The 25,553-nt window shown below is 71.2% G+C and carries 23 protein-coding genes and 1 tRNA gene; 14 read left to right on the top strand and 10 right to left on the bottom strand.

The genetic code is table 11. The annotated features are described in order from the left end of the window. Positions 1-26 precede the first annotated feature (26 nt). From ACFXJ5_RS05875 to ACFXJ5_RS05865, 3 genes are all read right to left on the bottom strand, one after another. Entirely contained in the window at positions 27-1,577 is a 1,551-nt protein-coding gene (locus ACFXJ5_RS05875; protein ID WP_384628332.1) for a PP2C family protein-serine/threonine phosphatase, read from the bottom strand. A gap of 61 nt (positions 1,578-1,638) precedes the next feature. Continuing rightward, entirely contained in the window at positions 1,639-2,160 is a 522-nt protein-coding gene (locus tag ACFXJ5_RS05870) for an FHA domain-containing protein FhaB/FipA (RefSeq protein WP_384627383.1), read from the bottom strand. 10 nt (positions 2,161-2,170) lie between these two features. Further along, a complete protein-coding gene (locus ACFXJ5_RS05865) occupies positions 2,171-3,040 on the bottom strand; it encodes an FhaA domain-containing protein (protein ID WP_384627380.1) in 870 nt (289 codons plus the stop codon). Positions 3,041-3,454: 414 nt separating this feature from the next. Here ACFXJ5_RS05865 and ACFXJ5_RS05860 point away from each other — a divergent pair. Together ACFXJ5_RS05860 and ACFXJ5_RS05855 are read left to right on the top strand one after the other, a co-directional pair. Further along, positions 3,455-3,538 (top strand) — tRNA-Leu (locus ACFXJ5_RS05860). A gap of 163 nt (positions 3,539-3,701) precedes the next feature. Then, positions 3,702-4,277, top strand: a complete 576-nt coding sequence (locus ACFXJ5_RS05855; protein ID WP_384627377.1) for a TerD family protein — start codon at positions 3,702-3,704, stop codon at positions 4,275-4,277. Here ACFXJ5_RS05855 and ACFXJ5_RS05850 read toward each other — a convergent pair. Beyond that, positions 4,253-5,776, bottom strand: coding sequence for an MFS transporter (locus ACFXJ5_RS05850; protein WP_384627375.1), 1,524 nt, complete (start codon positions 5,774-5,776; stop codon positions 4,253-4,255). The genes ACFXJ5_RS05855 and ACFXJ5_RS05850 overlap by 25 nt on opposite strands. Positions 5,777-5,953: 177 nt before the next feature. Further along, positions 5,954-6,562 carry an FMN-dependent NADH-azoreductase gene (locus ACFXJ5_RS05845; protein ID WP_384627373.1) on the bottom strand — a complete coding sequence of 203 codons (609 nt, stop codon included), beginning with the start codon at positions 6,560-6,562 and terminating at the stop codon, positions 5,954-5,956. A gap of 146 nt (positions 6,563-6,708) precedes the next feature. Between ACFXJ5_RS05845 and ACFXJ5_RS05840 the strand changes: the two genes are divergently transcribed. Then, on the top strand, positions 6,709-7,158 hold the full coding sequence (locus ACFXJ5_RS05840; RefSeq protein WP_384627370.1) for a winged helix-turn-helix transcriptional regulator: 450 nt from the start codon (positions 6,709-6,711) through the stop codon (positions 7,156-7,158). On the opposite strand, the gene ACFXJ5_RS05835 is transcribed toward ACFXJ5_RS05840, so the two are convergent. After that, a complete protein-coding gene (locus ACFXJ5_RS05835; protein WP_384627368.1) occupies positions 7,135-7,614 on the bottom strand; it encodes a MarR family winged helix-turn-helix transcriptional regulator in 480 nt (159 codons plus the stop codon). The genes ACFXJ5_RS05840 and ACFXJ5_RS05835 overlap by 24 nt on opposite strands. Before the next feature lie 48 nt (positions 7,615-7,662). Continuing rightward, the gene (locus ACFXJ5_RS05830) at positions 7,663-10,146 is read right to left on the bottom strand and encodes a SpoIIE family protein phosphatase (RefSeq protein ID WP_384628330.1); all 2,484 of its coding nucleotides are present in this window, start codon (positions 10,144-10,146) and stop codon (positions 7,663-7,665) included. Between the two features lie 276 nt (positions 10,147-10,422). Between ACFXJ5_RS05830 and ACFXJ5_RS05825 the strand changes: the two genes are divergently transcribed. From ACFXJ5_RS05825 to ACFXJ5_RS05815, 3 genes are read left to right on the top strand one after another with little or no spacing between them, the layout of a single operon-like run. Next, positions 10,423-11,847 (top strand): DUF2252 domain-containing protein, encoded by a 1,425-nt coding sequence (locus ACFXJ5_RS05825; RefSeq protein WP_384627366.1) that lies wholly within the window; start codon positions 10,423-10,425, stop codon positions 11,845-11,847. Continuing rightward, the gene (locus ACFXJ5_RS05820; protein ID WP_384627363.1) at positions 11,844-12,752 is read left to right on the top strand and encodes a hypothetical protein; all 909 of its coding nucleotides are present in this window, start codon (positions 11,844-11,846) and stop codon (positions 12,750-12,752) included. The genes ACFXJ5_RS05825 and ACFXJ5_RS05820 overlap by 4 nt, the downstream gene beginning before the upstream one ends. 56 nt (positions 12,753-12,808) lie before the next feature. Beyond that, complete coding sequence (locus ACFXJ5_RS05815) at positions 12,809-13,141, top strand: rhodanese-like domain-containing protein (protein ID WP_384627360.1); 333 nt, start codon at positions 12,809-12,811, stop codon at positions 13,139-13,141. 59 nt (positions 13,142-13,200) lie between these two features. Here ACFXJ5_RS05815 and ACFXJ5_RS05810 read toward each other — a convergent pair whose 3' ends face one another. Further along, a complete protein-coding gene (locus tag ACFXJ5_RS05810) occupies positions 13,201-14,322 on the bottom strand; it encodes an acyl-CoA dehydrogenase family protein (RefSeq protein ID WP_384627357.1) in 1,122 nt (373 codons plus the stop codon). A 409-nt stretch (positions 14,323-14,731) separates the two neighbouring features. On the opposite strand from ACFXJ5_RS05810, the gene ACFXJ5_RS05805 reads away from it, so the two are divergent. Genes ACFXJ5_RS05805 through ACFXJ5_RS05795 form a run of 3 tightly spaced genes read left to right on the top strand, consistent with a single transcriptional unit; the run spans position 14,732 to position 17,534 of the window. Beyond that, positions 14,732-15,397 carry a DUF5819 family protein gene (locus ACFXJ5_RS05805; RefSeq protein WP_384627354.1) on the top strand — a complete coding sequence of 222 codons (666 nt, stop codon included), beginning with the start codon at positions 14,732-14,734 and terminating at the stop codon, positions 15,395-15,397. After that, complete coding sequence (locus ACFXJ5_RS05800; RefSeq protein ID WP_459253979.1) at positions 15,394-16,779, top strand: HTTM domain-containing protein; 1,386 nt, start codon at positions 15,394-15,396, stop codon at positions 16,777-16,779. The genes ACFXJ5_RS05805 and ACFXJ5_RS05800 overlap by 4 nt, the downstream gene beginning before the upstream one ends. After that, positions 16,776-17,534 (top strand): TrmH family RNA methyltransferase, encoded by a 759-nt coding sequence (locus tag ACFXJ5_RS05795; protein ID WP_384627352.1) that lies wholly within the window; start codon positions 16,776-16,778, stop codon positions 17,532-17,534. The genes ACFXJ5_RS05800 and ACFXJ5_RS05795 overlap by 4 nt, the downstream gene beginning before the upstream one ends. Here the strand turns inward: ACFXJ5_RS05795 and paaN are convergent. Continuing rightward, positions 17,497-19,203, bottom strand: a complete 1,707-nt coding sequence (gene paaN, locus ACFXJ5_RS05790; RefSeq protein ID WP_384627349.1) for a phenylacetic acid degradation protein PaaN — start codon at positions 19,201-19,203, stop codon at positions 17,497-17,499. The genes ACFXJ5_RS05795 and paaN overlap by 38 nt on opposite strands. Positions 19,204-19,343: 140 nt before the next feature. On the opposite strand from paaN, the gene ACFXJ5_RS05785 reads away from it, so the two are divergent. Beyond that, complete coding sequence (locus ACFXJ5_RS05785) at positions 19,344-20,870, top strand: 3-hydroxyacyl-CoA dehydrogenase (RefSeq protein WP_384627346.1); 1,527 nt, start codon at positions 19,344-19,346, stop codon at positions 20,868-20,870. Positions 20,871-20,872: 2 nt separating this feature from the next. Beyond that, on the top strand, positions 20,873-21,466 hold the full coding sequence (locus tag ACFXJ5_RS05780) for a TetR/AcrR family transcriptional regulator (protein WP_384627343.1): 594 nt from the start codon (positions 20,873-20,875) through the stop codon (positions 21,464-21,466). Positions 21,467-21,498: 32 nt separating this feature from the next. On the opposite strand, the gene ACFXJ5_RS05775 is transcribed toward ACFXJ5_RS05780, so the two are convergent. After that, positions 21,499-21,999 carry an Lrp/AsnC family transcriptional regulator gene (locus tag ACFXJ5_RS05775; RefSeq protein WP_384627341.1) on the bottom strand — a complete coding sequence of 167 codons (501 nt, stop codon included), beginning with the start codon at positions 21,997-21,999 and terminating at the stop codon, positions 21,499-21,501. Between the two features lie 166 nt (positions 22,000-22,165). Between ACFXJ5_RS05775 and pdhA the strand changes: the two genes are divergently transcribed. The 3 genes from pdhA to ACFXJ5_RS05760 are packed head-to-tail and all read left to right on the top strand — an operon-like array spanning position 22,166 to position 25,547. After that, positions 22,166-23,266, top strand: a complete 1,101-nt coding sequence (pdhA, locus tag ACFXJ5_RS05770) for a pyruvate dehydrogenase (acetyl-transferring) E1 component subunit alpha (protein ID WP_384627338.1) — start codon at positions 22,166-22,168, stop codon at positions 23,264-23,266. Then, positions 23,263-24,279, top strand: coding sequence for an alpha-ketoacid dehydrogenase subunit beta (locus ACFXJ5_RS05765; protein ID WP_384627336.1), 1,017 nt, complete (start codon positions 23,263-23,265; stop codon positions 24,277-24,279). Before pdhA ends, ACFXJ5_RS05765 begins: the two co-directional genes overlap by 4 nt. Then, a complete protein-coding gene (locus ACFXJ5_RS05760) occupies positions 24,279-25,547 on the top strand; it encodes a dihydrolipoamide acetyltransferase family protein (RefSeq protein WP_384627334.1) in 1,269 nt (422 codons plus the stop codon). The genes ACFXJ5_RS05765 and ACFXJ5_RS05760 overlap by 1 nt, the downstream gene beginning before the upstream one ends. The last annotated feature ends 6 nt before the right edge of the window (positions 25,548-25,553 follow it).

The following is a 25,553-nucleotide window of genomic DNA, read 5'->3' as shown; positions in this document are numbered from 1 at the left end:
TGGCGTACCGCCCCCTCCTGGGACTGCTACTGGCCGCTGGGGCACTGCTGGGCCAGCGTCTGGTCCTCCGGGGAGAGGGTGGTGCTGGGCGAGGATGATGGGGTGGCCGACGCGCTCGGCGACGCTGTGGCGGACGCCGAACCGGAAGCGGCGTTGGCCGTGCCGGTGGACGTCGTCGTCGACGTCTTCTTGGCCTTGCCGGCGGCTGCCTTGGCCTTGGCCGCCTTGTCGATGGCTTCCTTGGTCTGGCAGACCTTGGCCTGCTTCTCCAGCGAGTCGGCGGTGCTGCGGGCGTCTCCGAGGCTGCCGGCGGCGATGGTGTCCTCGACGTTCTTGCGCTGGTAGTCGGGGAGGTACTTGAGTTCGATCGCGGGGCGGTCCTCATGGACCTTCGACAGGTTGATCCAGGCCAGCTTCTGCTCGATGCCCTGGTAGATCGCGGCGTGGTTGCCCTTGACGCCCACGTAGTACTGCGTCTGGGTCCAGCGGTACGCGCCGTACATGCCGCCGCCGATGAGGCCGAGGACGACGACCAGGATCGCCGAGCGCTTCAGCCACTTGCGGGACCTGCGGGGCTTGTCCCAGTCGTCGGCACTCTCGCCCTCGAAGGCGCCGAAGCTGCCGAGCGGCACGCCGGCCATCGTCATGTCGCCGCTGCCGGGCGGCCCGAAGGCGCCCTCGGGGGCCTGGGGGCGGCCCAGCTCGGAGGCGCGGCCGGCCGGGGTCTGCAGGTGCCGCGGGTCGGAGAGCGGGAGCTGGCTGTCGGCCACGGCCCCGACGACCACGGGGGTGTCGTGGAGGCGGCCGGCGAGGGTGTCGTTGTCGTCGATGTCCAGGACGTCGGCGACGATGCAGGTGATGTTGTCGGGGCCGCCGCCGCGCAGCGCGAGCTGGATGAGCTGCTGCACGGTCTCGCCCGGATCCTGGTAACCCGCGAGGGTGTCCTCCAGGGTCTGGTGGCTGACGACGCCGGACAAACCGTCCGAACAGATGAGATAACGGTCACCGGCCCGGACCTCGCGGACCGACAGGTCGGGCTCGACCTGGCCGCGGCCGTCCAGGGCGCGCATCAGCAGCGAGCGCTGCGGGTGCGTACCGGCTTCCTCCTCGGTGATCCGGCCCTCGTCGACCAGGCGCTGCACCCAGGTGTGGTCCTGGGTGATCTGGGTGAGGATGCCGTCGCGCAGCAGGTACGCGCGGGAGTCGCCGACGTGCACCAGGCCGAGCCGCTGGCCGGTCCACAGCAGGGCGGTGAGCGTGGTGCCCATGCCCTCCAGCTGGGGGTCCTCCTCGACCATGACGCGCAGTTGGTCGTTGGCGCGCTGCACGGCGGTGCCGAGCGAGGTGAGGATGTCCGAGCCGGGGATGTCGTCGTCGAGCGTCACGAGGGTGGAGATCACCTCGGACGAGGCGACCTCACCGGCGGCCTGGCCGCCCATGCCGTCGGCGATCGCGAGCAGGCGGGGCCCGGCGTAGCCGGAGTCCTCGTTGCCCTCCCGGATCATGCCCTTGTGCGAACCGGCGGCGAAGCGCAGCGACAGACTCATACGCACCTCGCCTGTCGGCTCCGGGTACATCCGCACGCTGCCCACCCTCTCGCTCGCTGGCCGTGCTCCCTGGGCTTGCCCATTGATGCGACTACTTCCGCAGCTCGATGACGGTCTTGCCGATGCGGATCGGGGCACCCAGCGGGATCGGGGTCGGCGTGGTCAGCCGGTTCCGGTCCATGTAGGTGCCGTTGGTGGATCCGAGGTCCTCGACGATCCACTGGCCGTCACGGTCCGGATAGATCCTGGCATGCCGGCTGCTCGCGTAGTCGTCGTCCAGCACAATCGTCGAGTCGTGCGCGCGGCCCAACGTGATCGTCTGGCCCTGCAGGGCCACCGTGGTGCCCGCAAGCGAGCCCTCGGCGACCACGAGCTTTGTCGGGGCGCCACGTCGCGCCCGGTTGTTCTGCGGCGGTTGCTGCTGCCGCTGGGAAGCCTGCGCCTGCTGGCGCTGCTGCGGCGGCCGGTTGCCGGATTCCGCGCGCCGCGAAGCGCGCTGGGTCACCCGCGTCCCGAACAGATCGCTACGGATGACCTGTACGGCCACGATGACGAACAGCCACAATACGGCGAGGAAACCCAACCGCATGACCGTCAGGGTCAGCTCTGACATTGCCCCCGCTTCACCCTTCGGCTTGCCGGTACACGATGGTGGTACTCCCCACGACGATGCGAGAGCCGTCGCGGAGCGTAGCGCGCTGGGTGTGCTGCCCGTCCACCACGATCCCGTTTGTCGATCCGAGGTCCTGGACCACGGAAGGCGATCCGACCCGGATCTCGGCGTGGCGCCGGGACACTCCGGGGTCGTCGACCCGTACGTCCGCCTCGGTGCTGCGGCCGAGCACCAGTGTCGCCCGGGAGAACTGGTGCCGGGTGCCGTTGATCTCGATCCAGCGGCGCACCGGACCCGCCTCGGCCGGGGCTCCCGTGCCGGGCAGCCGGGTCACCGGCGCGGGGCCGGCCTGGCGTGCGCCCATGGACGGCGGTGGGCCGGCCGGCATCGGCGGCGGGCCCGCGGGGCGGGACGGCGCGAGATACGGGGCCTGGCCGGCGGCCGCCGGACGGGCCGGTGCCTGCTGCTGCCGGCCCTGCGGCGGCTCCTGGTGGAACTGCGACTCGCTGGACGCGAGCGTGCGGCTGCGCACCCGGTACAGACCGGTGTCGAGATCGTCGGCCTTCTCCAGATGGACCTTGATGTTGCCCATGAAGGTGTAGCGCTGCTGCTTCGCGTAGTCGCGCACCATGCCGGCCAGCTCGTCCCCGAGCTGGATCGCGTAAGGGCTCAGCCGGTCGAAGTCCGAGCCGCTCAGCTCGACGATGAAGTCATTGGGTACGACGGTGCGGTCGCGGTTCCAGATGGTCGCGTTGTTGTCGCACTCACGCTGGAGCGCGCCCGCGATTTCCACAGGCTGGACCTCGGACTTGAACACCTTGGCGAAGGTGCCGTTCACGAAGCCCTCGAGACGCTGCTCGAACTTCTTGAGTACTCCCACGGTGCACCTCCCTCCTAGAGGTCCTGCGGCGGATCACGGCGGTCCTTGCCACGATCCTTCCGGTACTGCTTACTGATCGTATCCACGCGCCAGGAAAACAAGTGGTTCCCCACTCCTGCCCAGCGGGCCGGTGTCAACGCTCACACGCTCCACCGCCGCTCCCCCCACAGGGATGGTAGAGGTGCCTCCTGTCAGTGTCCCGCAACAACGGGCGTTCCCCGGCCGCTGGAAGGTGTGGCTCCGACCACGGTCGTCCCACTGCCGGTCCCCCGAGGTCCGCGCGCCGCCCGCCCGCGGGAAACGGATGTGATTCCACCCTGAGCCGCGTGCTAATCTTCTGGATGTCGGGAGGCGCTCCCGCACCGGCCGGACGAGGAGTCCGGGGGTGTGTGAGAATCGAACGGCAGCACCCATGCGCGGGTGGCGGAATAGGCAGACGCGCTGGATTCAGGTTCCAGTGCCCGAAAGGGCGTGGGGGTTCAACTCCCCCCTCGCGCACAGTGAGATCCCGCAGGTCTTCGGACCTGCGGGATCTTTTGTTTGCTGCACGTGGGTGAGCGGGTGCGTGACGGGGAACCGGGGCGGGTAGGTGCGCGTTGGACGCATTGGGCAAAGGAATCGTCAAGGGGCGCGGCCCGCGCCGGATTGCGCAGGGAGATCCATGGGTGTCAGCCTTTCCAAGGGCGGCAATGTCTCGCTGACCAAGGAGGCCCCGGGACTGACCGCGGTCACCGTCGGTCTGGGCTGGGACGTGCGTACGACCACGGGCACGGACTTCGACCTTGATGCGAGCGCGCTGCTCGTCGGCGAGGACAACAAGGTCGTCTCGGACAAGCACTTCGTCTTCTTCAACAACCTCAAGAGCCCCGAAGGCTCGGTCGAGCACACCGGCGACAACATCACCGGTGAGGGTGAGGGTGACGACGAGCAGGTGAAGGTCAGCCTGACGACGGTGCCGGCCGGGGTCTCCAAGATTGTGTTCCCAGTGTCGATCTACGACGCCGAGACCCGCCAGCAGAGCTTCGGCCAGGTCCGCAACGCGTTCATCCGCGTGGTGAACCAGGCCGACGACAAAGAGCTCGCCCGCTATGACCTCACCGAGGACGCCTCGACCGAGACCGCCATGGTCTTCGGCGAGCTGTACCGCAACGGCGCGGAGTGGAAGTTCCGCGCCGTCGGCCAGGGGTACGCCTCCGGCCTGCGCGGCATCGCTCAGGACTTCGGCGTCAGCATCTGAGGCTCGGACTCGTTCAGGGGCTCGGCTGAGGCTTCTGCCTCGGTCCCGGCCTCGGCGGAGGGTCGAACGGTGAAGGCCGTGCGGCCCTCCGCCGTCCTGCCCGGGATGAAGACGCCGACGGCGAGGGCCACCACCCCGACCAGGCAGGCGATGCCGAAGGCGGTCCGAAAGCCGTCCATGGAGGGCACGACGGCGGCGGAGGTGCCTTCGCCGAGGGTGATCGTCATGTGGGCCAGGACGACGCCCACGACGGCGCTGGAGGTCGAGGTGCCGATGGACCGCATCAGGGTGTTGAGGCCGTTGGCGGCGGCGGTCTCGGAGGGCGGCACGGCGCCCATGATGAGGGCGGGCATGGCCGCGTACGCGAAGGCGATGCCGGAGCCGATGACGGTGCCGACGAGTATGACTTCCCACACCGAGTGGATGAGGCCGAAGCCGAGCGCGTAACCGCCGGTGGCGATGACGGTGCCGATCAGCAGCGAGACCTTGGGGCCCTTGGTGGCGGAGATCCGGGCGGAGATCGGCGAGATCACGATCATGACCAGGCCGCCGGGTGCCAGGCACAGGCCGGCGGCGACCATGGACAGGCCGAGGCCGTAGCCGGTGACCTTGGGCAGCTCCAGGATCTGCGGCAGGGCCAGCATCTGGGCGTACAGGACGAAGCCCACCAGGACCGACGCGAGGTTGGTCAGCAGCACCTGGCGGCGCGCGGTGGTCCGCAGGTCCACCAGCGGCGCGTCGGTACGCAGTTCCAGGACGCCCCAGGAGACAAGGATCACGACGGCGGCGCCGAACAGCCCGAGGACGGTGCCGCTGCCCCAGCCCCAGTCGGCGCCCTTGGTGATGGGCAGGAGCAGGCAGATCAGGCCGGCGGTGAGGCCGATCGCGCCCGGGATGTCGAAGCGGCCCGGGGTACGTACCGGCGACTCGGGGACGAGGAAGGCGACGAGGGCGATGGCGACCACGCCGAGCCCGCCGGAGACCAGGAAGAGGGTGTGCCAGTCGGAGTGCTGGGCGATGGCCGCGGCGCCCGGCAGGCCGAGTGCGCCGCCGATGCCCAGGGACGAGCTCATCAGGGCCATCGCGGAGCCCATCCGCTCACGCGGCAGCTCGTCGCGCATGATGCTGATGCCCAGCGGGATGACGCCCATGGCGCCGCCCTGCAGGGCCCGGCCGATCACCATCGGCAGGAGCGTCGAGGTGAAGGCGCACAGGGCCGAGCCGGCGACCAGCAGGCCGAGGCTGACGAAGAGGATCCGCCGCTTGCCGTACATGTCGCCGAGGCGGCCCATGACGGGGGTGGCGACGGCGCCGGCCAGGAGGGTCGCGGTGACCACCCAGGAGGCGTCGGAGGCGGAGGAGTGCAGCAACGTCGGCAGCTGGGATATGAGCGGGACGACGAGGGTCTGCATCACGGCGACGACGATGCCCGCGAAGGAGAGCACGGCGACGATGGCGTTGCCGCTGCTTCGTCGTCCGGTGTCGGCGGATGTGGTCATGCGGAAGGTCCCCCCGGGGAAAGTGGCGATGGATTTAGTCATCGTAGGCAACTTGTGTATCGCCCACATTTCATCCCGAGTAAGGCAAAGAAGAGCTAAAGGGAAGAGCTGAGGGAAGGCGGAAGCGGCCCCGACACCGAGGGAGGGCGGGCCGCTTCCGGGTGGCGCGGGAAGGTCTCAGGCGACCTTGGCGGCGAAGGTCTTGGCCTTGGCCGCGGCCTCCTCGTGGGCCTTGGCCTTGGAGGCGTCGGAGAGGTCGATCAGGCCGGCCATGGCGGGCACCTGACGGGCCAGGGTCAGCTCGGGAACCACGAAGTGCACGTCGAGGCCGAGGGCGCCCAGCGCCTTCTCCAGGTAGGTGATGACGAACTCGTGGTCCTCACGCGGAGTGCCGGGGCCGTAGCCGCCACCGCGGGACGCGACGACAACGGTCGGGGTGCCGGCGGCGGAGGGGGTCTCACCGGCGGTGCGGCCGAGGATGATGACCTGGTCCAGCCACGCCTTCAGGGTGGAGGGAATCGCGAAGTTGTACATCGGCGCGCTGATCAGGACCGCGTCGGCCTGCTCGAGCTCGGTCGCCAGGGTGTCGCGCAGCGGGTGCTCGGCGCCACCGAGGTAGTGGGCGGCGTCGATGTGCGGAACCGGCTCGACGGCGAGGTCGCGGTAGATGACGGTGCCGTTCGGGTGCTGGGCCTCCCATTCCTTGCGGAAGGTGGCGGCAACGTCACGGGACGAAGAACCCTCGGCGGGCCAGATGGACGAGTCGATGTGCAGCAGGGTGGGCATGGGGGTGCCTCCACTTTCGTGACGTTCGAGCCGTGGGGAACGGCGAAATATTCGTATGCAGCTATTGGTACCACAGGAACTTACTTTTCTGCAGCACGAGCTTACTTTTTTGCAGCTCCTAGTGACAAGGGTAGTAGCCTGAGGGGATGGCACAGCAGCAGGAAGAGACGATGGAGCCGTGTTCCGGGGTCGACGTGGCCCTGACGCGGGTCTTCGCGCTGCTCGGTAAGCGGTGGACCGGCCTGATCGTGGCCGTCCTCACACAGCGCGCGTGGTACTTCGCAGAGCTCCGCCGCGCGATTCCGAAGATCAGTGAACGGATGCTCTCGGACCGGCTGAGCGAGCTGGCCGAGGCCGGACTGCTGACCCGGGAGGTCGAGACGGGCCCGCCGCTGCGGGTCAGCTACCGGCTCACCGAGGCCGGGCGGGCCCTGGGTCCGGCGCTGGAGGAACTGCGTACGTGGGCGGTGTCGTACCTGCCCGGCGATCTGCCGGTGGCGACGACGTGCCCGGGGGCCGCCGAGAGCGACGACGGCGACGACGCCGGCGCAGCGGCTGACTCAGCGGCTGATTCAGCGCTGCCCGGCCTGGTCTGAGGCCTCCTTCTGCCCCGAGGTCTCGTTGTAGCGGACCAGATACGCGGCGAAGCGCTCGAGGTCGGCCTCGTCCCAGTCCATGAGCCGGGTACGGAAGGCCTCGCGGCGGGCGGCGGTGGCGGCCGCGAGGACGGCGCTGCCGGCCGGGGTCGGACGTAGCAACTGGACCCGCTGGTCGGCGGGTTCGGCCCGGCGTTCGACGAAGCCGAGCTGCTCCAGCGCGGTGATCTGCCGGCTCACGGTGGACTTGTCCAGCGTGAACTCCGTGGCCAGATCGGTGGCCCGGCAGCCCTTCGTCGCGTCCAGGTGGGCCAGGATCGTGAACGAGACCAGGGACAACTCCGGGTGCATACGGGCGGCCACGCCGCGCGCCCGCCGGGCGAAGGCGGCCATCTCACCCTGGATGGTCTCGACGGACTGCTCTCTGCTTGCCCCGTTCGGCGCTCTGCTCGGCATCTCTGCATCGTACATTTGATTCGCACGTTCGTGCTGGTCAATGACCATCTACCCGGGTAGCGGAAGCTCGAACCATACGACCTTGCCGACCGCCTTGCGGCTGGTGCCCCAGCGGCGTGAGAGATGGCTGACGAGGGTGAGACCGCGGCCCTCCTCGTCGTTGGCGTCCGCGCGCCGCAGCTGGGGGAGGTTGTGGTCGTCGTCGGTGACCTCGACGAGCAGTGTGCCGACGCGCATCAGCCGCAGGCTCACCGCATGGGACGCGGCCCGCAGGGCGTTGGTCACCAGCTCGCTGACCAGCAGCTCGGTCAGCTCGACGATCCCGGTCAGGCCCCAGCGGGTGAGCTGATCGCGGGTCAGCTCGCGGGCGCGGCGGACCTCGGAGCGGTTCAACTCCAGCTTCCACTCGACGACGTCGTCCGACGGGATGCCCTGGAAGTTGGCGACCAGCAGGGCCACGTCGTCGCCGCGGTCGTCGGAGTGGACGCGGCTGAGGATCTGCTCGCAGACGTCCTCGGGCGTCTGGTCCGGCTCGATGACGTTGGAGCAGAGGGCGGCCAGGCCCGCGTCTATCCCCTGCCCGCGCACCTCGACCAGGCCGTCGGTGCACAGCACCAGCCAACTGCCGTCCGGGACCGGGATCTCGACCGTCTCGAAGGGCACGCCGCCCACCCCGATGGGGGCGCCCTTGGGGATCTCCAGCAGCTCGCTGCGGCCGTCGTGGCGGGCGAGGACCGGCGGGATGTGGCCGGCGTTGGCGATGGTCAGCTTGCGGTGGATCGGGTCGTAGACCGCGTACACGCAGGTGGCGAGGTGTTCGGCACCCAGGCGGTGGGCGAGGTTGTCCAGGTGGCGCAGCAGCTGGGCGGGCGGCAGGTCGAGGGCGGCCATGGTGATCACGGCCGTACGGAACTGGCCCATCACGGCGGCCGAGAGCAGGCCGTGGCCCATGACATCGCCGACGATCAACGCGACGCGCCCGCCGGGGAGTTGGATCGCGTCGAACCAGTCGCCGCCGACCTGGGCCTGCCGGTCGCCGGGGCGGTAGTGGTGGGCGATCCGGACGCCGGGGATCTTGGGCGGGCGGGTCGGCATCATGCTGCGCTGGAGGGTGACGGCGGCGCGCGACTCGAGGCGGTGCAGGCGGGCGTTGTCGAGATGGACGGCGCCACGGGCGACGACCTCGCCGGCGGTCACGGCGTCGGTGGCGTCGAAGGGCCGGCGGCCCGGGCGGCGCAGCAGGCACATGCGGCCGAGGACGGTGCCGCGCGCGGTGAGCGGGACGACGATCATGGAGTGCTCGGGCAGCAGCGGGCCGAGCGCAGGGACGCCCAGGTCGGCGGCGATGTCCTCGGCAAGGGCTGGGTCTATCACGGGAATCAGTAATGGCTCGCCGAGGCGCGGGGTGATCTCGTTCGCGGCCAGCGGCAGCAACTCGCCCTCGGGCAGGGCGGTGTCCCAGGGGCCGCCGGGCCGGCCGTTGTGGGTGACAGCGACCCGGCGGGCGGTGATCATGCCGGACGGGCGGTCGTCCTTGGGCGGATCGGTGTCCGAGAAGAGCTGGTCGACGATCAGGATCGCGGCGTAGTCGGCGAAGCGCGGGACGGTGACCGAGCACAACTCCCGCGCGGTGGTGCCCAGATCGAGGGTGCTGCCGACCTTGGTGCCGATCTCGCGGAGCAGGGCGAGCTGTTCGTCGAGGGTGTGCCCGGGGGAGGGAGCCGGGTGCGGGACCGCCGTGCCCGGAGCGGGCTGGTAGGGCTGGGACGCCTGGGCGGGCGACGGGCGCGGTCCGGGGAGCAGCTCCTTGCGCTCGGCCGTGCGGGGCGGGCGCGGCGGACGGCCGTTGGCGGGGTGGGTGACGGGCCGGCCGCCCTGCTCGTACGGCAGCACCGGCAGCGTGACATTGCCCTCCACCTCCAGCACCGGATAGCCGTACGGCACGATCTGCCGCATGATCCGCTCCAGCCGGCCCGCGCTCACCCGGGGCAGCACCGCGCCCAGGCGGGCGCCCAGTTGGTCGGCGTGCGCCGCGTCGGACACCCTGGCGAGCCGGGCCGCGATACGTACGTTCTCGTGGCGGAGCGGGCTGTCGGGGGCGTCGGCGGCCGCGTACGGCAGCATGCGGTCGCCCAGCGCGATGCGCAGGGCGCCGGTGCGCAGCGGCTGGGCGTTGGCCGCGAGGAGCAGCAGGCTGCGGCCGACCGGCTCCATGATCCGGTACGACCACCACAGGGCGTCCCGCACGCCGCCGTCGCGTTCGGTGGCGGCGAGGGCGCCGGCCCACGCGGGGTGGGTGAGGTCGTCGAGCTGGTCGAGGGTGTCCTGGCGGTCACCGGTGGGATTGGGCAGCAGACCTGAGGCGGGCCGGCCGAAGACACCTTCCCAGCGGTGGCCGAACAGCTCCTCGGCACCACGGTTCCAGTAGGAGATGTGGCCGTCGGGATCCACGCACAGGACGGCAAGGCGGAGCAGAGCGGAAAAGCCCGTGGTCGCGATCGGGCTCGTCGTGGCGGCGGGCAGCCGGGTCATCTCGTCCAAGCTGGTGCACCTGCGGTTCGGGCCGGTTCGGCGCTGAGGGAGTATTCGGTGTCGGACGGCGAGTCGCGCGTGTCCTTGCGAGTCGTGCCGGGGGTTGTGCTGAGCGTCGTGCTGAGCCTTGTGCTGCGACGTGCGTGGTGGATCCAGGCAAGCATGAACCACCGGTAGTGGTCCGGTAAATGGCCAGATTGCCCCCAGATACGACCAAGGGGGCAAGTCAGTTCGGCGGAAGCGTTTTCGGGGCGCTTCCTGGGCAGGGAGGGGCTCATGGTGGACCAGGGACTGGGGCAGGGGACGGGACCGGACGTGGCGCGCGTGCCGTGGGTGTCGGGATTCCAGCGGTGGCCGCACGACGGCTCGCCGAAGGCGGAGGGGAAGGCGCTGCGCCGGCCGGTGCCGCGAGCCCTGCACGACGTCCTTCAGATCGGCGCCGACCGGCCGGGCACGGCGGAGTCCCTGGAGGCCTCCAACGCCGGCCGCATCCCCGGACTCGTACCGCTGCGGGTGGGACGGATGGCGGCAAGCCCCTTCGCCTTCCTGCGCGGCTCGGCCGGGCTGATGGCCGCCGACCTGGCCGGCACGCCCGCCACCGGGATAGGCGCCCAGCTGTGCGGCGACGCGCACGCCGCCAACTTCGGCCTGTACGGGGACGCGCGGGGCGGCCTGGTCATCGACATCAACGACTTCGACGAGACGGTGCGCGGTCCCTGGGAGTGGGACGTGAAGCGGCTCGCGGCCTCGCTCGTACTCGCGGGCCGGGAGGCGGGCGCGGACGAGACGGTCTGCCGGGCGGCGGCCTTCGACGCGGTGGGCGCCTACCGGCGGACCATGCGGCTGCTGGCGAAGCTGCCGGTGCTGGAGGCCTGGAACGCCATCGCGGACGAGGGCCTGGTCGCGCACGCGGACGCGGGGGCACTGACCGTCACGCTCGAACAGGTCTCGGAGAAGGCCCGCAAGAACACGAGCGCGAAGTTCGCGGCGCGGGCGACCGAGGCGGTGGACGGCGGCGGACGGCGCTTCGTCGACGCCCCGCCGGTGCTGCGGCGGGTGCCGGACGCGGAGGCGGCGGCCGTCGCCCTGTCCCTGCAGCGGTATCTGGCGACGCTGGGCGAGGACCGGCTGCCGCTGCTCGGCCGGTACGCGGTGCACGACGTCGCCTTCCGGGTGGTCGGGACGGGGAGCGTCGGGCTGCGGTCGTACGTGGTGCTGCTCCTTGATCACCTCGGTGAGCCGCTGGTGCTCCAGGTGAAGGAGGCGCGGCCCTCGGCCCTGGTGCCGTACCTGGCGAAGGCCGGCTGGGAGACGCCGGAGGTCGAGCACGAGGGCCGGCGGGTAGTGCTCGGGCAGAAGCGGATGCAGGTCGTGAGCGATGCCCTGCTGGGCTGGACGACGGTCGACGGGCGCCCCTGTCAGGTGCGGCAGTTCCGGAACCGTAAGGGCAGCGTCGACCCGGCTTCGCTGCAGGCCGGGCTGATCGACGACTACGCCCGGGTGACCGGCGCGCTGCTGGCCCGGGCGCACGCGCACACCGCCGATCCGCGGCTGATCGCGGGCTACTGCGGCAAGGGCGAGGAACTGGACGAGGCGGTGGCCGCATTCGCGGTGGCGTACGCGGATCGTACGGAAGCGGACCACGCTGAGCTGCTGGCGGCGGTGCGCGGTGGGCGGATACCGGCCGAGCTTGGAATATGAGCGGCCCATCCTCGTACGCTGTCCCGGTGACGAACTCCTCCGTGAACCGTGAGAACGCCTCGCAGGCCGGCTCGGCGGCCGACCCGCAAGCCGGCTCGGCGTCCGGCGCGGCAGCCGGCTCCCAAGGCGGCGCGCACGGCGCGAAGCCCGAGGACCGGCTGGCGAAGGCGGTGCGGGCGGCCGAGCAGGCGCTGATCGAGTTCGAGATCGCGGTGGAGACCTACCGGGTCGAGGTGGAGAACTTCTCCCGGCTCCACCACCAGAAGCTCGGCCCGATGTACGCCCGGCTCGACGAGCTGGACGCGCTGATCGCGGAGGCGGTCGCGGCCAGCAGCGGCGACCGCGACGACATCAAGCGCGCCTGGGAGGCGCGCGCCCTGGTCATGCCCATGCCCGGGGTCGAGGAGCTGTTCGGCGGGCTGCTGGGCGCCGACGGCGTCCGGCCGGTCGAGGACCCGAACCCGCCGCGCCGGGTGCGCCCCGGCAAGGAGGCCCAGCGGCTCTACCGCGAGCTGGCCCGCGCGGCCCACCCCGACCTGGCGCAGGACGAGGGGGAGAAGCAGCGGCGGAGCGAGTTCATCGCCCGGGTCAACGAGGCGTACGCCTACGCCGACGAGGCGAAGCTGCGCGAACTGGCGGAGGAATGGGCGGCCGGCCCGCCGCTGGACGAGGAGCTGCCGACCGAGGCCGAGGTGCTCTACGCCCGGCTGGAGTGGCTGGCCGAGCGCAAGGAGACGCTGGCCGTGATCGCCGCCGACCTGGAGGGCAGCGCGATCGGGCAGATGATGAAGCTCGCGCCGGACGACCCGGACGGGCTGCTGAACGAGATCGCCGAGTCCCTGCTCAACCAGGTCGCCCATCGCGAGGCGCGGCTGGAGGAGCTCGTTCGCTCCTCGAAGGACTGAGCGGTACGTTTTCGGCGTATCGCCGTGTCAACGCCCTGTCGAGGAGGCCGATCTTCATGTTCCACGCCCAGCTGCCCGCGGTGGACGCCGCCGCCGTGCCGGCGGACGGATTCCTGCTGGATGTGCGCGAGCACGACGAGTGGGCCGCCGGGCACGCCGAGGGGGCGCTGCACATCCCCATGGGCGAGGTCGTCGCGCGGGCTGCCGAGGTCCCGGGCGACCAGCGCGTGCATGTGGTGTGCCGGGTCGGCGGCCGCTCGGCGCAGGTCGCGCAGTACCTGATCGCGCAGGGCGTCGAGGCGGTCAACGTCGACGGCGGCATGCTGGGGTGGGAGGCCGCGGGGCGTCCGCTGGTCACGGACGGCGGTGCCGAGGCGTACGTGCTGTAGGGGCGGCCGGGCCGGCGGGCGTGCTGCCGGGCTGGCGGACGGGCTGGCGGGCTGCCGGGCTAGGCCTCGGCGGCGAGCAGGTCGCCGAGGGCCTCCTCGTGCGCTGCCGCCGGGCCCAGCGAGAGCTCGAGCTGCTTGGCCCAGGCGTGGTAGCGGTGCAGCGCGTAGTCCGTGTCGGCACCGAAGCCGCCGTGGAGGTGCTGGGCGGTCTGGACGACCCGGCGGACCCCTTCCGAGGCCCAGATCTTGGCGACGGCGACATCGGTGGGGTCGAGCCGCCAGGCCGCCTGCCAGAGGGTGACCTCCATGGCACGGAGGTCGATGTAGCGGTCGGCGGACTGCATGGCGACGGCCTGGAACGTGGCTATCGGATGCCCGAACTGCTCGCGCTTGCCGGTGTACTCGCTGGTCATCCGGAGGACGGCCGAGCCCAGGCCGAGCGCGAGCGCACAGGTGCCGACGGTGAGCAGCCGGCGGAGCCGGTCCCAGGCGCCGTCGGCGGTGATGACGTCGGCGGCCGGCACCCGGGCGCCGTCGAGGCGGACCTCGGCGAGGCGTTCACCGCTTGTGGAGACCTGGTCGGCCAGGGTCACGGTGGCGGCGGTGCGGGGCAGCAGGGCGATGACGGGCCGGCCGTCGGGGGCGACGGCGGGGACGAGGATGTGGTCGGCGTGCTGGGCCCAGGGGACGGCGGTGTGGGTGCCGTCGAGGATCCACGAGGCGGGGGACCCACCCCCCTCCCCCTCCACCTGCCGTGCGCTGACCGCGAGTTCCGCCGCATCGTGGCCGGTGCGGCCATTGGCCGCGACGGTGAGCACGAGGGCGCCCCGCCCCACCGCGGGCAGCAGCCGGTCGCGCAGCTCGGGCGGGCCGTACTGCTGGACGGCGAGCGCGGCGGCGCAGGTCTCCAGTAGCGGGACTCGGGCGAGCACACCCCCGGCCTCGCGCAGGACAAGGCACAGGGCCACCGGACCGAGCCCGGCCCCGCCATACGCCTCGTCCAGGACCAGGCTCAGCAGGTCGGCCTCGGCGAGCCTGCGCCACAGCACCCGGTCGAAGTCCTCGGCCACCGGCCCAGGGGTGAGCGCCGGGCTGGGCACCGCGTCCGGTGACACGCCGGCGAAGACCGCCCGGGCCGCCTCGACGGCCGCCAGCTCTTCCTCGCTGAAGCTGAAGTCCATTGCCCCGACCTCCCAGCCGACACCCACCATTCTGACGGTGTGTCAGATTAGGGGGGTCAGGCGTCGAAGTCCACCTCCACGGCATCGCCGGCCGGATGCGACTGGCAGGCCGGCGTATCGCGGCTCGATCCTGGAATCCGCGGCGACTGCCGCTTCGAAGGCGGCCAGGAAGGCGGACTCGTCGCCTCCTCCACCGCTGGTGTCGTTGTCATGCGGAGCCCCCTTACTCCCGACCGACCGATCGTTCGGTGCACTGGATCCCATGGTGGGCCGGGCCCCGGAGGGTGTCAAGATCAATCCCCGGCGGCCTGTGGACAACCGAGATAACCGGGATGGCTGTACCGCGGCTGTGTGGCATGAGTACCGTTCCGTGCGGAAAGCAACGTGGGGAACGAGGAGTACTGACGACATGGAGCCACCCGAGGACGTACGGGCACGACCGGGTGGTGGCGGCCTGGGCGCCCTGTCGCTTCCCTCCCGGATAGCGGTGGCGCTGGCCGTCGCCGCCGTGGCGGTCATGGTCGCCGTCCACCTCCTCGCCGTGTTCCTGCACGTGGCGCCGGAGAACACGATCACCCAGAAGCACGGCGACCTGGTGGCGGAGTACATCTATCCCGAGTTCGAGCAGAACTGGAAGCTGTTCGCCCCCAACCCGGTGCAGCAGAACACCCACGTCTGGGCGCGCGCCGAGGTGCGGAAGAACGACGGCAGCACCGAGATCACCGGCTGGGTCGACCTCACCGCGATGGACATCGCCGACATCCGGCACAACCCGGCGCCCAGCCACACCAAGCAGAACGAGCTGCGCCGGGCCTGGTCCTTCTACACCAGTACGCACGGCGACCAGAACCGCCCTATCGGCGCGCGCGGCGAGATGAGCAGGGCGTACGTCCAGCGCATCGTCGAGACCCGCTTCGGTCCGCGCCTCAACGGCGGGGCCGTCGAGCGGGTCCAGGTCCGCGCGAGCACCATGCCGGTCGCAGCGCCCCCCTGGAGCAACGAGAAGATCAACACCACGACCACCTACCAGGTGCTCCCCTGGTGGCCCGTGAACACAGTGGAGGACGGCTCGTGAGTGAGCGGACCATCGTTCCGTCCCCCTTCGCAGGCTTGGGAAGGGGGATCGACAAGGGCGTCGCGGGGGGTCTGGCCCGGCTCACCGGTACGGCCATAGGCCGCTACCAGACGGCGGTCGTCCGGATGGGCTTCTCGCTGGCCTGGATGTTGTTCCTGCTGCGCGAGTGGCCGCACCGCCAGGAGCTCTACGGGCCCGACGGCGTGTGGAGCTGGGACATGGCGCACCAGCTCATCGCGGACAACCACGCCTTCTCCGTCCTGATGTGGACCCGTGGCCAGCTGTGGTTCGAGTTCGTCTACGTGGGCGCCATCCTCGCCTCAGCGATGCTGCTGCTCGGCTGGCGGACCCGTACCGCGTCGGTGCTGTTCATGATCGGCGTGCTGTCGCTGCAGAACCGCAGCGTCTTCGTCGGCGACGGCGGCGACAACGTCATCCACCTCATGGCGATCTACCTCGTCCTGACCCGCTGCGGCCAGGTCTGGTCGCTGGACTCGCGGCGCCGGGCCCGGATCGCGCAGGCCGGCCATGAGGACAGCCCGCAGGACAGCCAGGAAAACGGCCAGGAAGACGCTCCGGAATACGGCGAGGAATACGGCCAGGAAAACGGTCCGGAATACGGCTCGGAATACGGCTCGGAACGCGGCCCGAAGCGTGACACCACCGGCGTCGTGCTCTGGTCGCTGCTGGGCGCGGCGCTGGTGCTCGTCACCGCGCTGGGGCTGCTGAGCTGGGGCTGGGCGGCCATCTTCTGGGGCATCTGGCTCGCACAGGCCGCCTGGTGGGCGGTGAATCGTTACGCGCCCGACCGCGAGCCCCGGACCGTTCTGGACATCTTCGCCAACCTCGCGCACAACGGCACGCTTCTGGTGATCATCGTCGAGGTCTGCCTGATCTACGCCACCGCCGGCTGGTACAAGATCCAGGGCAATCGGTGGCAGGACGGCACCGCGCTGTACTACCCGCTCCACCTCGATGACTTCAGTCCCTGGCCGGAGCTGTCCCATGCCATGGCGAGCAGCGGTCTCATGGTCATGGTCATCACCTACGGCACGGTGATCGTGCAGGTCGCCTTCCCCTTCACGCTCTTCAACCGCCGGGTGAAGAACGTGCTGCTGGCGCTGATGATGGTCGAGCACGCCTCGATCGCGGTTGTGCTCGGACTGCCGTTCTTCTCCCTCGCGATGATCACCGCCGACGCGGTCTTCCTGCCGACCGGCTTCCTGCGCTGGGTGGGCGACCGGGTCTCCCGGCGGGTGCGCCGTATCAGCGGCCGTACGGTCCCGGAGCCTGCGGCCGCAGCCGCGGCGGGTGCCGAGGACGGGGCCGAAGGGCAGCCGGAGCCGTCTGCCGATCCCGCCCGGTCTAACCTCGTGGGGTGACCAGCGACAACGAGGCGAAGACCGCTGCACGGGCGTGGCGTGAGCTGGCCCCGGGAGCCGTGCTCCTCGACGGCTTCCACGCGCTGAAGCACGCCCTGCGCTTCGGCGCGGACGTGAGGCTGGCGGTCGCCGCCGACAAGGACGCGGTGCTCGGCCTCGCGGCCGAGCTGGCGGACGACCTCACCGATGCGCTCGCCGCGTCGGTCGTCGAGGTCCCGGCCGCCGTCCTGAAGGAGCTGGTGCCCCGGGTCCACCCGACCGGGGTCGCCGCGCTGGCGGTCAGGCCGAGCGAGCGCGCCAACCGGGAGAGCCTGTTCCGGCTTCCCCGGCCGGCGCCGGTCGTCGTCCTGGACAACCCCCGCAACCTGGGCAATGTCGGCGCCGTCGTCCGCCTCGCCGCCGGCTTCGGCGCCACGGGCGTGGTCACCACCGGCGACCTGGACCCCTGGCACTCCAATGCCGTACGAGCCGGGGCCGGGCTGCACTTCGCCACCGCCGTGGAGCGGCTCGGCGTCGACGACCTGCCGCCCGGGCCGCTCCATGTCCTCGACCCGGAGGGCGAGGACATCCGGTCCGTCGTCATCCCCGACGATGCCCTGATCGCCTTCGGCTCCGAGCGGCACGGCATCTCGGCGGAACTGCGCAGCCGCGCGGACCGGCTGGTGGCGCTGCCCATGCGCCCCCAGGTCTCCAGCTACAACCTCGCCACCAGCGTGGCTATGACCCTGTTCCATTGGGACGGCGGACCTCGATGACCCGGAAACGGTTGGCGACGAACGCGCCGTCGCACAGGGCCGCGTTGGCGGCCGGATTGCCGCCCGAGCCATGGAAGTCGGAGAACGCCGCGGTCTGGTTGACGTAGACCCCGCCGGTCAGATTCAGCGACAGCTGCGCCGACTCGTCCCAGCAGGCCTCCTCGATCAGCCGCTCCACCTCGGGGGAGGTCGTGTAGCCGCCGACCGTCATCGCGCCCTTCTCCCGCACCGTGCGGCGCAGCAGGTCCACCGCGGCCTCGGCCGAGTCGACGGCGACCGCGAAGGACACCGGGCCGAAGCACTCCGTCATGTACGCCGCTTCGTCGTCGGGCTTGGCGCCGTCCAGCTTCACGATCACCGGGGTGCGGACCACGGCGTCGGGGAACTCCGGATTGGGCACGGCACGTGAGGCCAGGGCGACTTCGCCGACGGACGGGGCGGCCTCCAGGCGGCTCTTCACGTCGGGGTTGACCAGGGCGCCGAGCAGGGCGTTGGCCCGGGCGTCGTCGCCGAGGAGTCCGCCCACGGCCCCGGCGAGGTCGGCGACCACCTCGTCGTAGGTCCTGTGACCGGCGTCGGTGTCGATGCCGTCGCGGGGGATCAGCAGATTCTGCGGGGTGGTGCACATCTGGCCGCTGTAGAGCGAGAGCGAGAAGGCGAGATTGGACAGCAGGCCGCGGTAGTCGTCGGTGGATTCGATGATCACCGTGTTGACCCCGGCCTTCTCGGTGAAGACCTGGGCCTGGCGGGCGTTGGCCTCCAGCCAGTCGCCGAAGGCGGTCGAGCCGGTGTAGTCGATGACGCGGATCTCGGGGCGCACCGCCAGCGTCTTGGCCAGGCCCTCGCCGGGATGTTCGGCGGCCAGGGCGACCACATTCGGGTCGAAGCCGGCCTCGGCGAGCACTTCGCGGGCGACCTTGACCGTGAGCGCGAGCGGCAGCACGGCCCGGGGGTGCGGTTTGACCAGCACGGGATTGCCGGTGGCCAGGGAGGCGAAGAGCCCCGGGTAGCCGTTCCAGGTCGGGAAGGTGTTGCAGCCGATGACCAGCGCGATGCCGCGCGGCACCGCCTTGAAGTCCTTGCGCAGACTCAGCGGATCCCGCTTGCCCTGCGGCTTGACCCACTCCGCCGCCTCCGGGGTGCGGGTCTGCTCGGCGTAGGCGTACGCGACCGCCTCGAGGCCGCGGTCCTGGGCGTGCGGGCCGCCCGCCTGGAACGCCATCATGAAGGCCTGGCCTGAGGTGTGCATGACCGCGTGCGCGAACTCATTGGTCCGCGCGTTGATCCGGGAGAGGATCTCCAGGCTGACCGCGGCCCGCGTTTCCGGGCCGGCGTCCCGCCAGGCCGGGAGGGCGGCGCGCATCGCCGGGAGCAGCACATCCGCATCGGGGTGCGGATACTCCACGCCGAGCTCGATGCCGTACGGCGACACCTCGCCGCCCGTCCAGCCGTCCGTGCCGGGCTGGTCCAGGTCGAAGCGGCCGTGCAGCAGGGCGTCGAAGGCGGCCTTGCCGGTCTCGCCGTCCCCGTACGCCTTGGGGTGCTCGGGGTACGGCGACCAGTACTCGCGAGTACGGATCGCGGCGAGGGCCTTGTCGAGGGTCTCGCGATGCCGTTCGATCAAGGGGACAGCGGTGAGACCGGTGGGATCGGTGAGCTCGGCAGCCATGGGCCAACTCCTCGTCGAGCTGGTGCGGGCGGATGGGCGGGATGCTTCGTGCTGGCAACACCGCTAGATTAACCGAATGTTCGGTCGGGACAAGAGGGGTCGGCCGGACCTGTGGATAACTCGCCGAGGAGCAGCTCGCCATGACCGCGCCGGACCCGCTTGACCGAAGCAGCACGATCGCCGTCGTCGGCACGGGCACCATGGGCCAGGGAATCGCCCAGGTCGCCCTGGCCGCCGGTCACCATGTGCGGCTCTACGACGTCGCCCCCGGGCGCGCCGAGCTGGCCGAGCAGGCCATAACGGAGCGCTTCGACCGGCTGGTCGACAAGGGCCGCTTGGACGCCGCAGTGAGGGATGCCGCCCGCGCCCGGCTGGCCCCGGCGGCGGAGCTGGGCGAGCTGGCCGGCGCGGAGCTGGTCATCGAGGCGATCCTGGAGGACCTGGGCGCCAAGCAGCAGCTCTTCACCGCCCTGGAGACCGTCGTCGGCGACGACTGCCTGCTGGCCACCAACACCTCGTCCCTGTCCGTCACCGCCGTCGCGGCGGCCCTCCGCCGCCCCGGCCGCTTCCTCGGCCTGCACTTCTTCAACCCCGCTCCCCTGCTGCCGCTGGTCGAGGTGGTCTCCGCCGCCGCCACCACCGACGAGGCGGCGGCCACGGCCGCGTACGAGACGGTGGTCGCCTGGGGCAAGACGCCGGTGCGCTGCACCGACACCCCGGGCTTCATCGTCAACCGGGTCGCCCGCCCTTTCTACGCGGAGGCGTTCCGCCTTTATGAGGAGGGCGCGGCCGATCCCGCCACCATTGACGCGGTGCTGCGCGAGTGCGGCGGTTTCCGGATGGGGCCCTTCGAGCTGACCGATCTGATCGGCCAGGACGTCAACGAGGCGGTCACCCGCTCCGTGTGGGAGTCCTTCTTCCAGGACCCGAAGTTCACTCCGTCGCTCGCGCAGCGGCGCCTGGTGGAGGGCGGGCGGCTGGGCCGTAAGTCCGGGCGGGGCTGGTACGCGTACGACGGCGCGGCGCGCCCCGAACCGCGTACGGCCGCACTGGAGAAGGCGCCCGCCGAGGTCACCGTGCGCCCGGGCGGGCGGGGGCCCGCCGCCGTGCTTCCCGAACTGATCGCCGCGGCGGGCATCGAGGTGGTGGAGGGCGAGCCGGACGGCGCGTACGACGGCTCTGTCGAGCTGCCCGGTGGTGGTGTGCTGTGTCTGGCCGACGGCGGCCTGGCGACCGCGTTCGGCGACGACCGCGTGCAGTTCGACCTGGCGTTGGACTACCGCGCCGCCACCCGCATCGCCCTGGCGCCGTCCGACACGGCCCGCCCCGAGACGGTCCAGGCCGCGATCGGCCTCTTCCAGGCGCTGGGCAAGAAGGTCAGTGTCATCGACGACACCCCCGGCCTGATCGTCGCCCGTACCGTCGCCATGCTGGTGGACTTCGCCGCCGACGCGGCCGCCAAGGGCGTGGCGTCACCGGACGACATCGACATCGCGATGCACCTGGGTGTCAACTATCCGCTGGGCCCCCTGCGGTGGGGCGAACTCCTCGGCGCCGACTGGGTCTGCGCATTCCTCGAGCTGATGCACACCACACATCCGACCGGCCGTTACGCGCCTTCTCAGCTGTTGATCCGCCGCGCGGCCTCCCAGGAGAGGCTGCTGTAATCATGACCATGGCCCAGCGCGACACGTACACGCCCGAGACCCTCCTCGCCGTCGCCGTCGAGGTGTTCATCGAGCGCGGCTACGACGGCACCTCCATGGAGCATCTGTCGCGGGCCGCCGGAATCTCCAAGTCCTCCATCTACCACCATGTACGCGGCAAGGAGGAACTGCTGCGCCGGGCCGTGGGGCGGGCGCTCGACGGCCTGTTCGGCATCCTGGAGGAGCCCGCCGCACAGGACGGGCGGGCGGTCGAGCGGCTGGAATACGTCACGCGGCGCACCGCCGAGGTGCTGATGGCGGAGCTGCCGTACGTCACGCTGCTGCTGCGGGTGCGCGGAAACACGCAGACCGAGCGGTGGGCCATGGAGCGGCGCCGGGAGTTCGACCACCGCGTGACGGACCTGCTGAAGGCGGCCGCGGCGGAAGGCGATCTGCGCGCCGACGTGGACCTGAGGCTGGCGACCAGGCTGCTCTTCGGGATGATCAACTCCATAGTGGAGTGGTACCGCCCCAAGGACGACGGCGGGGGCCTCGAAAGCGACCAGGTCGCGGACGCGGTGGTGCACCTGGCCTTCGACGGGCTGCGCCGCGCGTAGGCGCCGCTCGGGCGGACCGGGCCCGGCTGCTCCTAGCCCAGGACCTGGTCGGTCTCCTCGAAGACCAGCAGGGTGCGGCTGCTCAGGACTTCCGGCACCGCCTGGATGCGGGTGAGGACCAGCTCGCGCAGGCTGCGGTTGTCGGGGGTGTGGACCAGCATCAGGACGTCGAAATCGCCGCTCACCAGCGCGATGTGGGCGACGCCGGGAAGGGCGAGGAGCTTTTCGCGGACCGTGCGCCAGGAATTCTGGACGATCTTGAGAGTGATGTACGCGGACGCGCCGTGACCTGCGCGTTCGTGGTCGACGCGGGCGGTGAAGCCACGGATGACGCCGTCCTCGATGAGCCGGTTGATGCGCGCGTAGGCATTGGCCCGCGACACGTGGACGCGTTCGGCGACGGACCGTATCGAGGCGCGTCCGTCCTCCTGCAGGTATCGCAGGATCGCGCGGTCGATGGCGTCGAGAGGGCGCCCGGCCGGCGCGGTATCGGCCATCTGTTCATCTGTCACGCCCCCGAGCCTCCCTACCATGGACGTACTGGCTCCATCTCAGGCTGTGGAGAACCGTTTGTCCACAGGCGGAACCGACCTGTAGCCAAAATGCCTCCGACGACCGAACAATCGGTAGGGGAGCGATACCCGCTCTTCGGCCCGGTGAGACCCGGGATTCGAACATGCCCACGAGGAGGTGCTCGCGATGACCGTCCTGGACCAGCCCGTCTGGCACCCCCGCACCGAGCCCGCGCCGCTGCTGCCCGACGCGGAGCCTTACCGTGTGCTCGGCACCCCGCAGGCCCGCACGCTCGAGCCCGGTCTGCTCACCGAGCTGTACGGCCGGCTGGTGCACGGCCGCCGCTACAACCGGCAGGCCACCGCGCTCACCAAGCAGGGCCGGCTCGCCGTCTACCCCTCCAGCGCCGGCCAGGAGGCCTGCCAGATCGCCGCCGCGCTCGCGCTCCGGCCGCAGGACTGGCTCTTCCCCAGCTATCGCGACACCCTCGCCGTCGTCGCCCGTGGCGTCGACCCCGTCCAGGTGCTCACGCTGCTGCGCGGCGACTGGCACTCGGGTTACGACTCCCGCGCCTGCCATGTCGCGCCGCTCAGCACCCCGCTCGCCACCCAGTTGCCGCACGCCGTCGGCCTCGCCCACGCCGCCCGGCTCCAGGGCGACGATGTCGTGGCCCTCGCCATGGTCGGCGACGGCGGCACGAGTGAGGGCGACTTCCACGAGGCCCTGAACTTCGCCGCCGTATGGCGGGCGCCGGTCGTCTTCTTCGTGCAGAACAACGGCTTCGCCATCTCCGTGCCGCTCGCCAAGCAGACCGCCGCGCCGTCCTTCGCCCACAAGGCCGTCGGCTACGGCATGCCGGGCCGGCTCGTCGACGGCAATGACGCGGCCGCCGTCCACGAGGTCCTCACCCAAGCGGTGCGGCGGGCCCGGGAAGGCGGCGGGCCGACGCTGGTCGAGGCCGTCACCTATCGGATCGAGGCGCATACGAACGCCGACGACGCCGGCCGCTACCGCGACGACGCCGAGGTCGAGGCCTGGCGCGACCGCGACCCGATCGCCCTGCTGGAGCAGGAATTGCGGGCCCGCGGGCTGCTCGACGAGACCCTGGTCAGCGCCGCCGAGGACGAGGCCGAGCGGATGGCGGCCGACCTGCGCGACCGCATGAACGAGGACCCGGCCCTGGATCCCATGGACCTCTTCGCCCATGTCTACGCCGAGCCGACCCCCCAGCTCCGGGAGCAGGCCGAGATGCTGCGCGCCGAGCTGGACGCGGAGGCCGGGTCATGACCACCGCCCTTGCCACCGCGCGAAAGCCCGCCACCATGGCGCAGGCGCTCAACCGCGCCCTGCGCGACGCACTCGCCGACGACCCGTCGGTCCATCTCCTCGGCGAGGACATCGGCACCCTGGGCGGCGTCTTCCGCATCACGGACGGGCTGGCCAAGGAGTTCGGCGACAGCCGCTGTACGGACACACCGCTGGCGGAGGCCGGCATCCTCGGCACGGCCGTCGGCATGGCGATGTACGGGCTGCGGCCGGTCGTCGAGATGCAGTTCGACGCCTTCGCCTACCCCGCCTTCGAGCAACTGGTCAGCCACGTCTCGCGGATGCGGAACCGCACCCGTGGCGAACTGCCGCTGCCGCTCACCATCCGTGTGCCGTACGGCGGCGGCATCGGCGGCGTCGAGCACCACAGCGACTCCTCCGAGGCGTACTACCTGCACACGCCCGGGCTGCACGTCGTCACCCCGGCCACCGTCGCGGACGCGTACGGGCTGCTGCGCGCCGCCATCGCCTCCGACGACCCGGTGATCTTCCTGGAGCCCAAGCGGCTCTACTGGTCCAAGGCCGACTGGTCCCCCGACGACCCGGACGACGTCCCGGGGATCGGGCGGGCCGTGGTCCGGCGTAAGGGCCGCTCGGCGACGCTCATCACCTACGGGCCCTCGGTGCCGGTGTGCCTCGAAGCCGCCGAGGCGGCGGAGGCGGAGGGCTGGGACCTGGAGGTGCTGGACCTGCGCAGTCTGATGCCTTTCGACGACGAGACGCTCGCCGCCTCCGTGCGCCGGACCGGGCGCGCTGTCGTCGTCCACGAGTCGGCCGGCTTCGGCGGGGCGGGGGCGGAGATCGCCGCCCGGGTGACCGAGCGCTGCTTCCACCACCTGGAGGCGCCCGTCCTGCGGGTCACCGGCTTCGACATCCCGTATCCGCCGCCCATGCTCGAACGGCACCATCTGCCAAGCGTCGACCGGATTCTGGACGCGGTCGCCCGCCTTCAGTGGGACGAAGGGGGTGCGTGATGCCCGTCGTCCGTGAATTCCTCCTCCCTGACCTGGGAGAAGGGCTGACCGAGGCCGAGATCGTGCGCTGGCTGGTGCGGGTCGGCGATGTCGTCGCCATCGACCAGCCGGTCGTCGAGGTCGAGACAGCGAAGGCAGTGGTGGAAGTGCCCTGCCCCTACGGGGGCGTGGTGACCGCGCGCTTCGGCGAGGAAGGCGAGTCGCTCGACGTCGGACGGCCCCTGATCACCGTCGCCGTCGGCTCCCAGGAAACCCCCGGCGACGACACCTCCGGCAATGTCCTGGTCGGCTACGGTACGGGTGCGCCCGCGGCGCGGCGGCGACGCGTGCGAGGTGTGGCCCTCACCGCCGGCGCGGCCGTCACCGCCAACGGCACCCGGGTCGACGGGCCCGTGGCCGTCATCTCGCCGCTCGTACGGCGCATCGCCAAGGAACACGGGGTCGATCTGCGGTCCTTGACCGGGTCCGGCCCCGACGGGCTGATCCTGCGGGCCGACGTCGAACGGGCGGCGGCCAAGGCGCCGGCTCCCGCTCCTGCTTCGGCTCCCGCTTCCGCTCCGGCCTCCGACGCTCCGCGCGACGGCTCCCGCATACCGCTGCGCGGGATGCGCGGTGCCGTCGCGGAGAAGCTCAGCCGAAGCCGTCGCGAGATACCCGACGCCACGTGCTGGGTGGACGCCGACGCCACCGAACTGCTCGCCGCCCGGGCCGCGATGAACGCCGGGGCGCCGACCAAGATGTCCGTGCTTGCGCTGCTCGCACGGATCTGCACGGCCGCGCTGACCCGGTTCCCCGAGCTCAACGCGACGGTGGACGTCGAGCGGAACGAGATCGTACGGCTGCCCGCCGTCCACCTCGGCTTCGCCGCGCAGACCGAGCGCGGGCTGGTCGTGCCCGTCGTGCGGGACGCGCAGGCGCGGACGGTCGAAGGGCTGTCGGAGGAGATCGGGCGCCTCACGGAGTCCGCGCGGGCGGGATCCTTGACGCCGGCGGAGCTGACCGGGGGGACGTTCACGCTGAACAACTACGGGGTGTTCGGGGTGGACGGGTCGACGCCGATCATCAATCACCCGGAGGCGGCGATGCTTGGGGTTGGGCGGATCGCGCCGAAACCGTGGGTTCACGAAGGGGAGTTGGCGGTGCGACAGGTTGTGCAGCTGTCGCTGACGTTCGATCACCGGGTGTGCGACGGCGGGACCGCCGGCGGCTTCCTGCGGTTTGTGGCGGACTGTGTGGAGCGGCCGGCGGTGCTGCTGCGGGCGGTGTAGCTCCCC

It is taken from the genome of Streptomyces sp. NPDC059373 (assembly GCF_042751495.1).
Taxonomy (GTDB): domain Bacteria; phylum Actinomycetota; class Actinomycetes; order Streptomycetales; family Streptomycetaceae; genus Actinacidiphila.
Note: the sequence above shows the minus strand (reverse complement) of the source record. Positions and strands in the feature narration are given on the sequence as shown.

What these genes read in the sequence shown, in the direction of transcription:
- ACFXJ5_RS05875 (WP_384628332.1), bottom strand. Translation starts at nt 1,577, where the DNA reads ATGTACCCGGAGCCGACAGGCGAGGTGCGTATGAGTCTGTCGCTGCGC.
- ACFXJ5_RS05870 (WP_384627383.1), bottom strand. Translation starts at nt 2,160, where the DNA reads ATGTCAGAGCTGACCCTGACGGTCATGCGGTTGGGTTTCCTCGCCGTA.
- ACFXJ5_RS05855 (WP_384627377.1), top strand. Translation starts at nt 3,702, where the DNA reads ATGGGTGTCAGCCTTTCCAAGGGCGGCAATGTCTCGCTGACCAAGGAG.
- ACFXJ5_RS05850 (WP_384627375.1), bottom strand. Translation starts at nt 5,776, where the DNA reads ATGACCACATCCGCCGACACCGGACGACGAAGCAGCGGCAACGCCATC.
- ACFXJ5_RS05845 (WP_384627373.1), bottom strand. Translation starts at nt 6,562, where the DNA reads ATGCCCACCCTGCTGCACATCGACTCGTCCATCTGGCCCGCCGAGGGT.
- ACFXJ5_RS05840 (WP_384627370.1), top strand. Translation starts at nt 6,709, where the DNA reads ATGGCACAGCAGCAGGAAGAGACGATGGAGCCGTGTTCCGGGGTCGAC.
- ACFXJ5_RS05835 (WP_384627368.1), bottom strand. Translation starts at nt 7,614, where the DNA reads ATGCCGAGCAGAGCGCCGAACGGGGCAAGCAGAGAGCAGTCCGTCGAG.
- ACFXJ5_RS05830 (WP_384628330.1), bottom strand. Translation starts at nt 10,146, where the DNA reads ATGACCCGGCTGCCCGCCGCCACGACGAGCCCGATCGCGACCACGGGC.
- ACFXJ5_RS05825 (WP_384627366.1), top strand. Translation starts at nt 10,423, where the DNA reads ATGGTGGACCAGGGACTGGGGCAGGGGACGGGACCGGACGTGGCGCGC.
- ACFXJ5_RS05820 (WP_384627363.1), top strand. Translation starts at nt 11,844, where the DNA reads ATGAGCGGCCCATCCTCGTACGCTGTCCCGGTGACGAACTCCTCCGTG.
- ACFXJ5_RS05815 (WP_384627360.1), top strand. Translation starts at nt 12,809, where the DNA reads ATGTTCCACGCCCAGCTGCCCGCGGTGGACGCCGCCGCCGTGCCGGCG.
- ACFXJ5_RS05810 (WP_384627357.1), bottom strand. Translation starts at nt 14,322, where the DNA reads ATGGACTTCAGCTTCAGCGAGGAAGAGCTGGCGGCCGTCGAGGCGGCC.
- ACFXJ5_RS05805 (WP_384627354.1), top strand. Translation starts at nt 14,732, where the DNA reads ATGGAGCCACCCGAGGACGTACGGGCACGACCGGGTGGTGGCGGCCTG.
- paaN (WP_384627349.1), bottom strand. Translation starts at nt 19,203, where the DNA reads ATGGCTGCCGAGCTCACCGATCCCACCGGTCTCACCGCTGTCCCCTTG.
- ACFXJ5_RS05785 (WP_384627346.1), top strand. Translation starts at nt 19,344, where the DNA reads ATGACCGCGCCGGACCCGCTTGACCGAAGCAGCACGATCGCCGTCGTC.
- ACFXJ5_RS05780 (WP_384627343.1), top strand. Translation starts at nt 20,873, where the DNA reads ATGACCATGGCCCAGCGCGACACGTACACGCCCGAGACCCTCCTCGCC.
- ACFXJ5_RS05775 (WP_384627341.1), bottom strand. Translation starts at nt 21,999, where the DNA reads ATGGTAGGGAGGCTCGGGGGCGTGACAGATGAACAGATGGCCGATACC.
- pdhA (WP_384627338.1), top strand. Translation starts at nt 22,166, where the DNA reads ATGACCGTCCTGGACCAGCCCGTCTGGCACCCCCGCACCGAGCCCGCG.
- ACFXJ5_RS05765 (WP_384627336.1), top strand. Translation starts at nt 23,263, where the DNA reads ATGACCACCGCCCTTGCCACCGCGCGAAAGCCCGCCACCATGGCGCAG.
- ACFXJ5_RS05760 (WP_384627334.1), top strand. Translation starts at nt 24,279, where the DNA reads ATGCCCGTCGTCCGTGAATTCCTCCTCCCTGACCTGGGAGAAGGGCTG.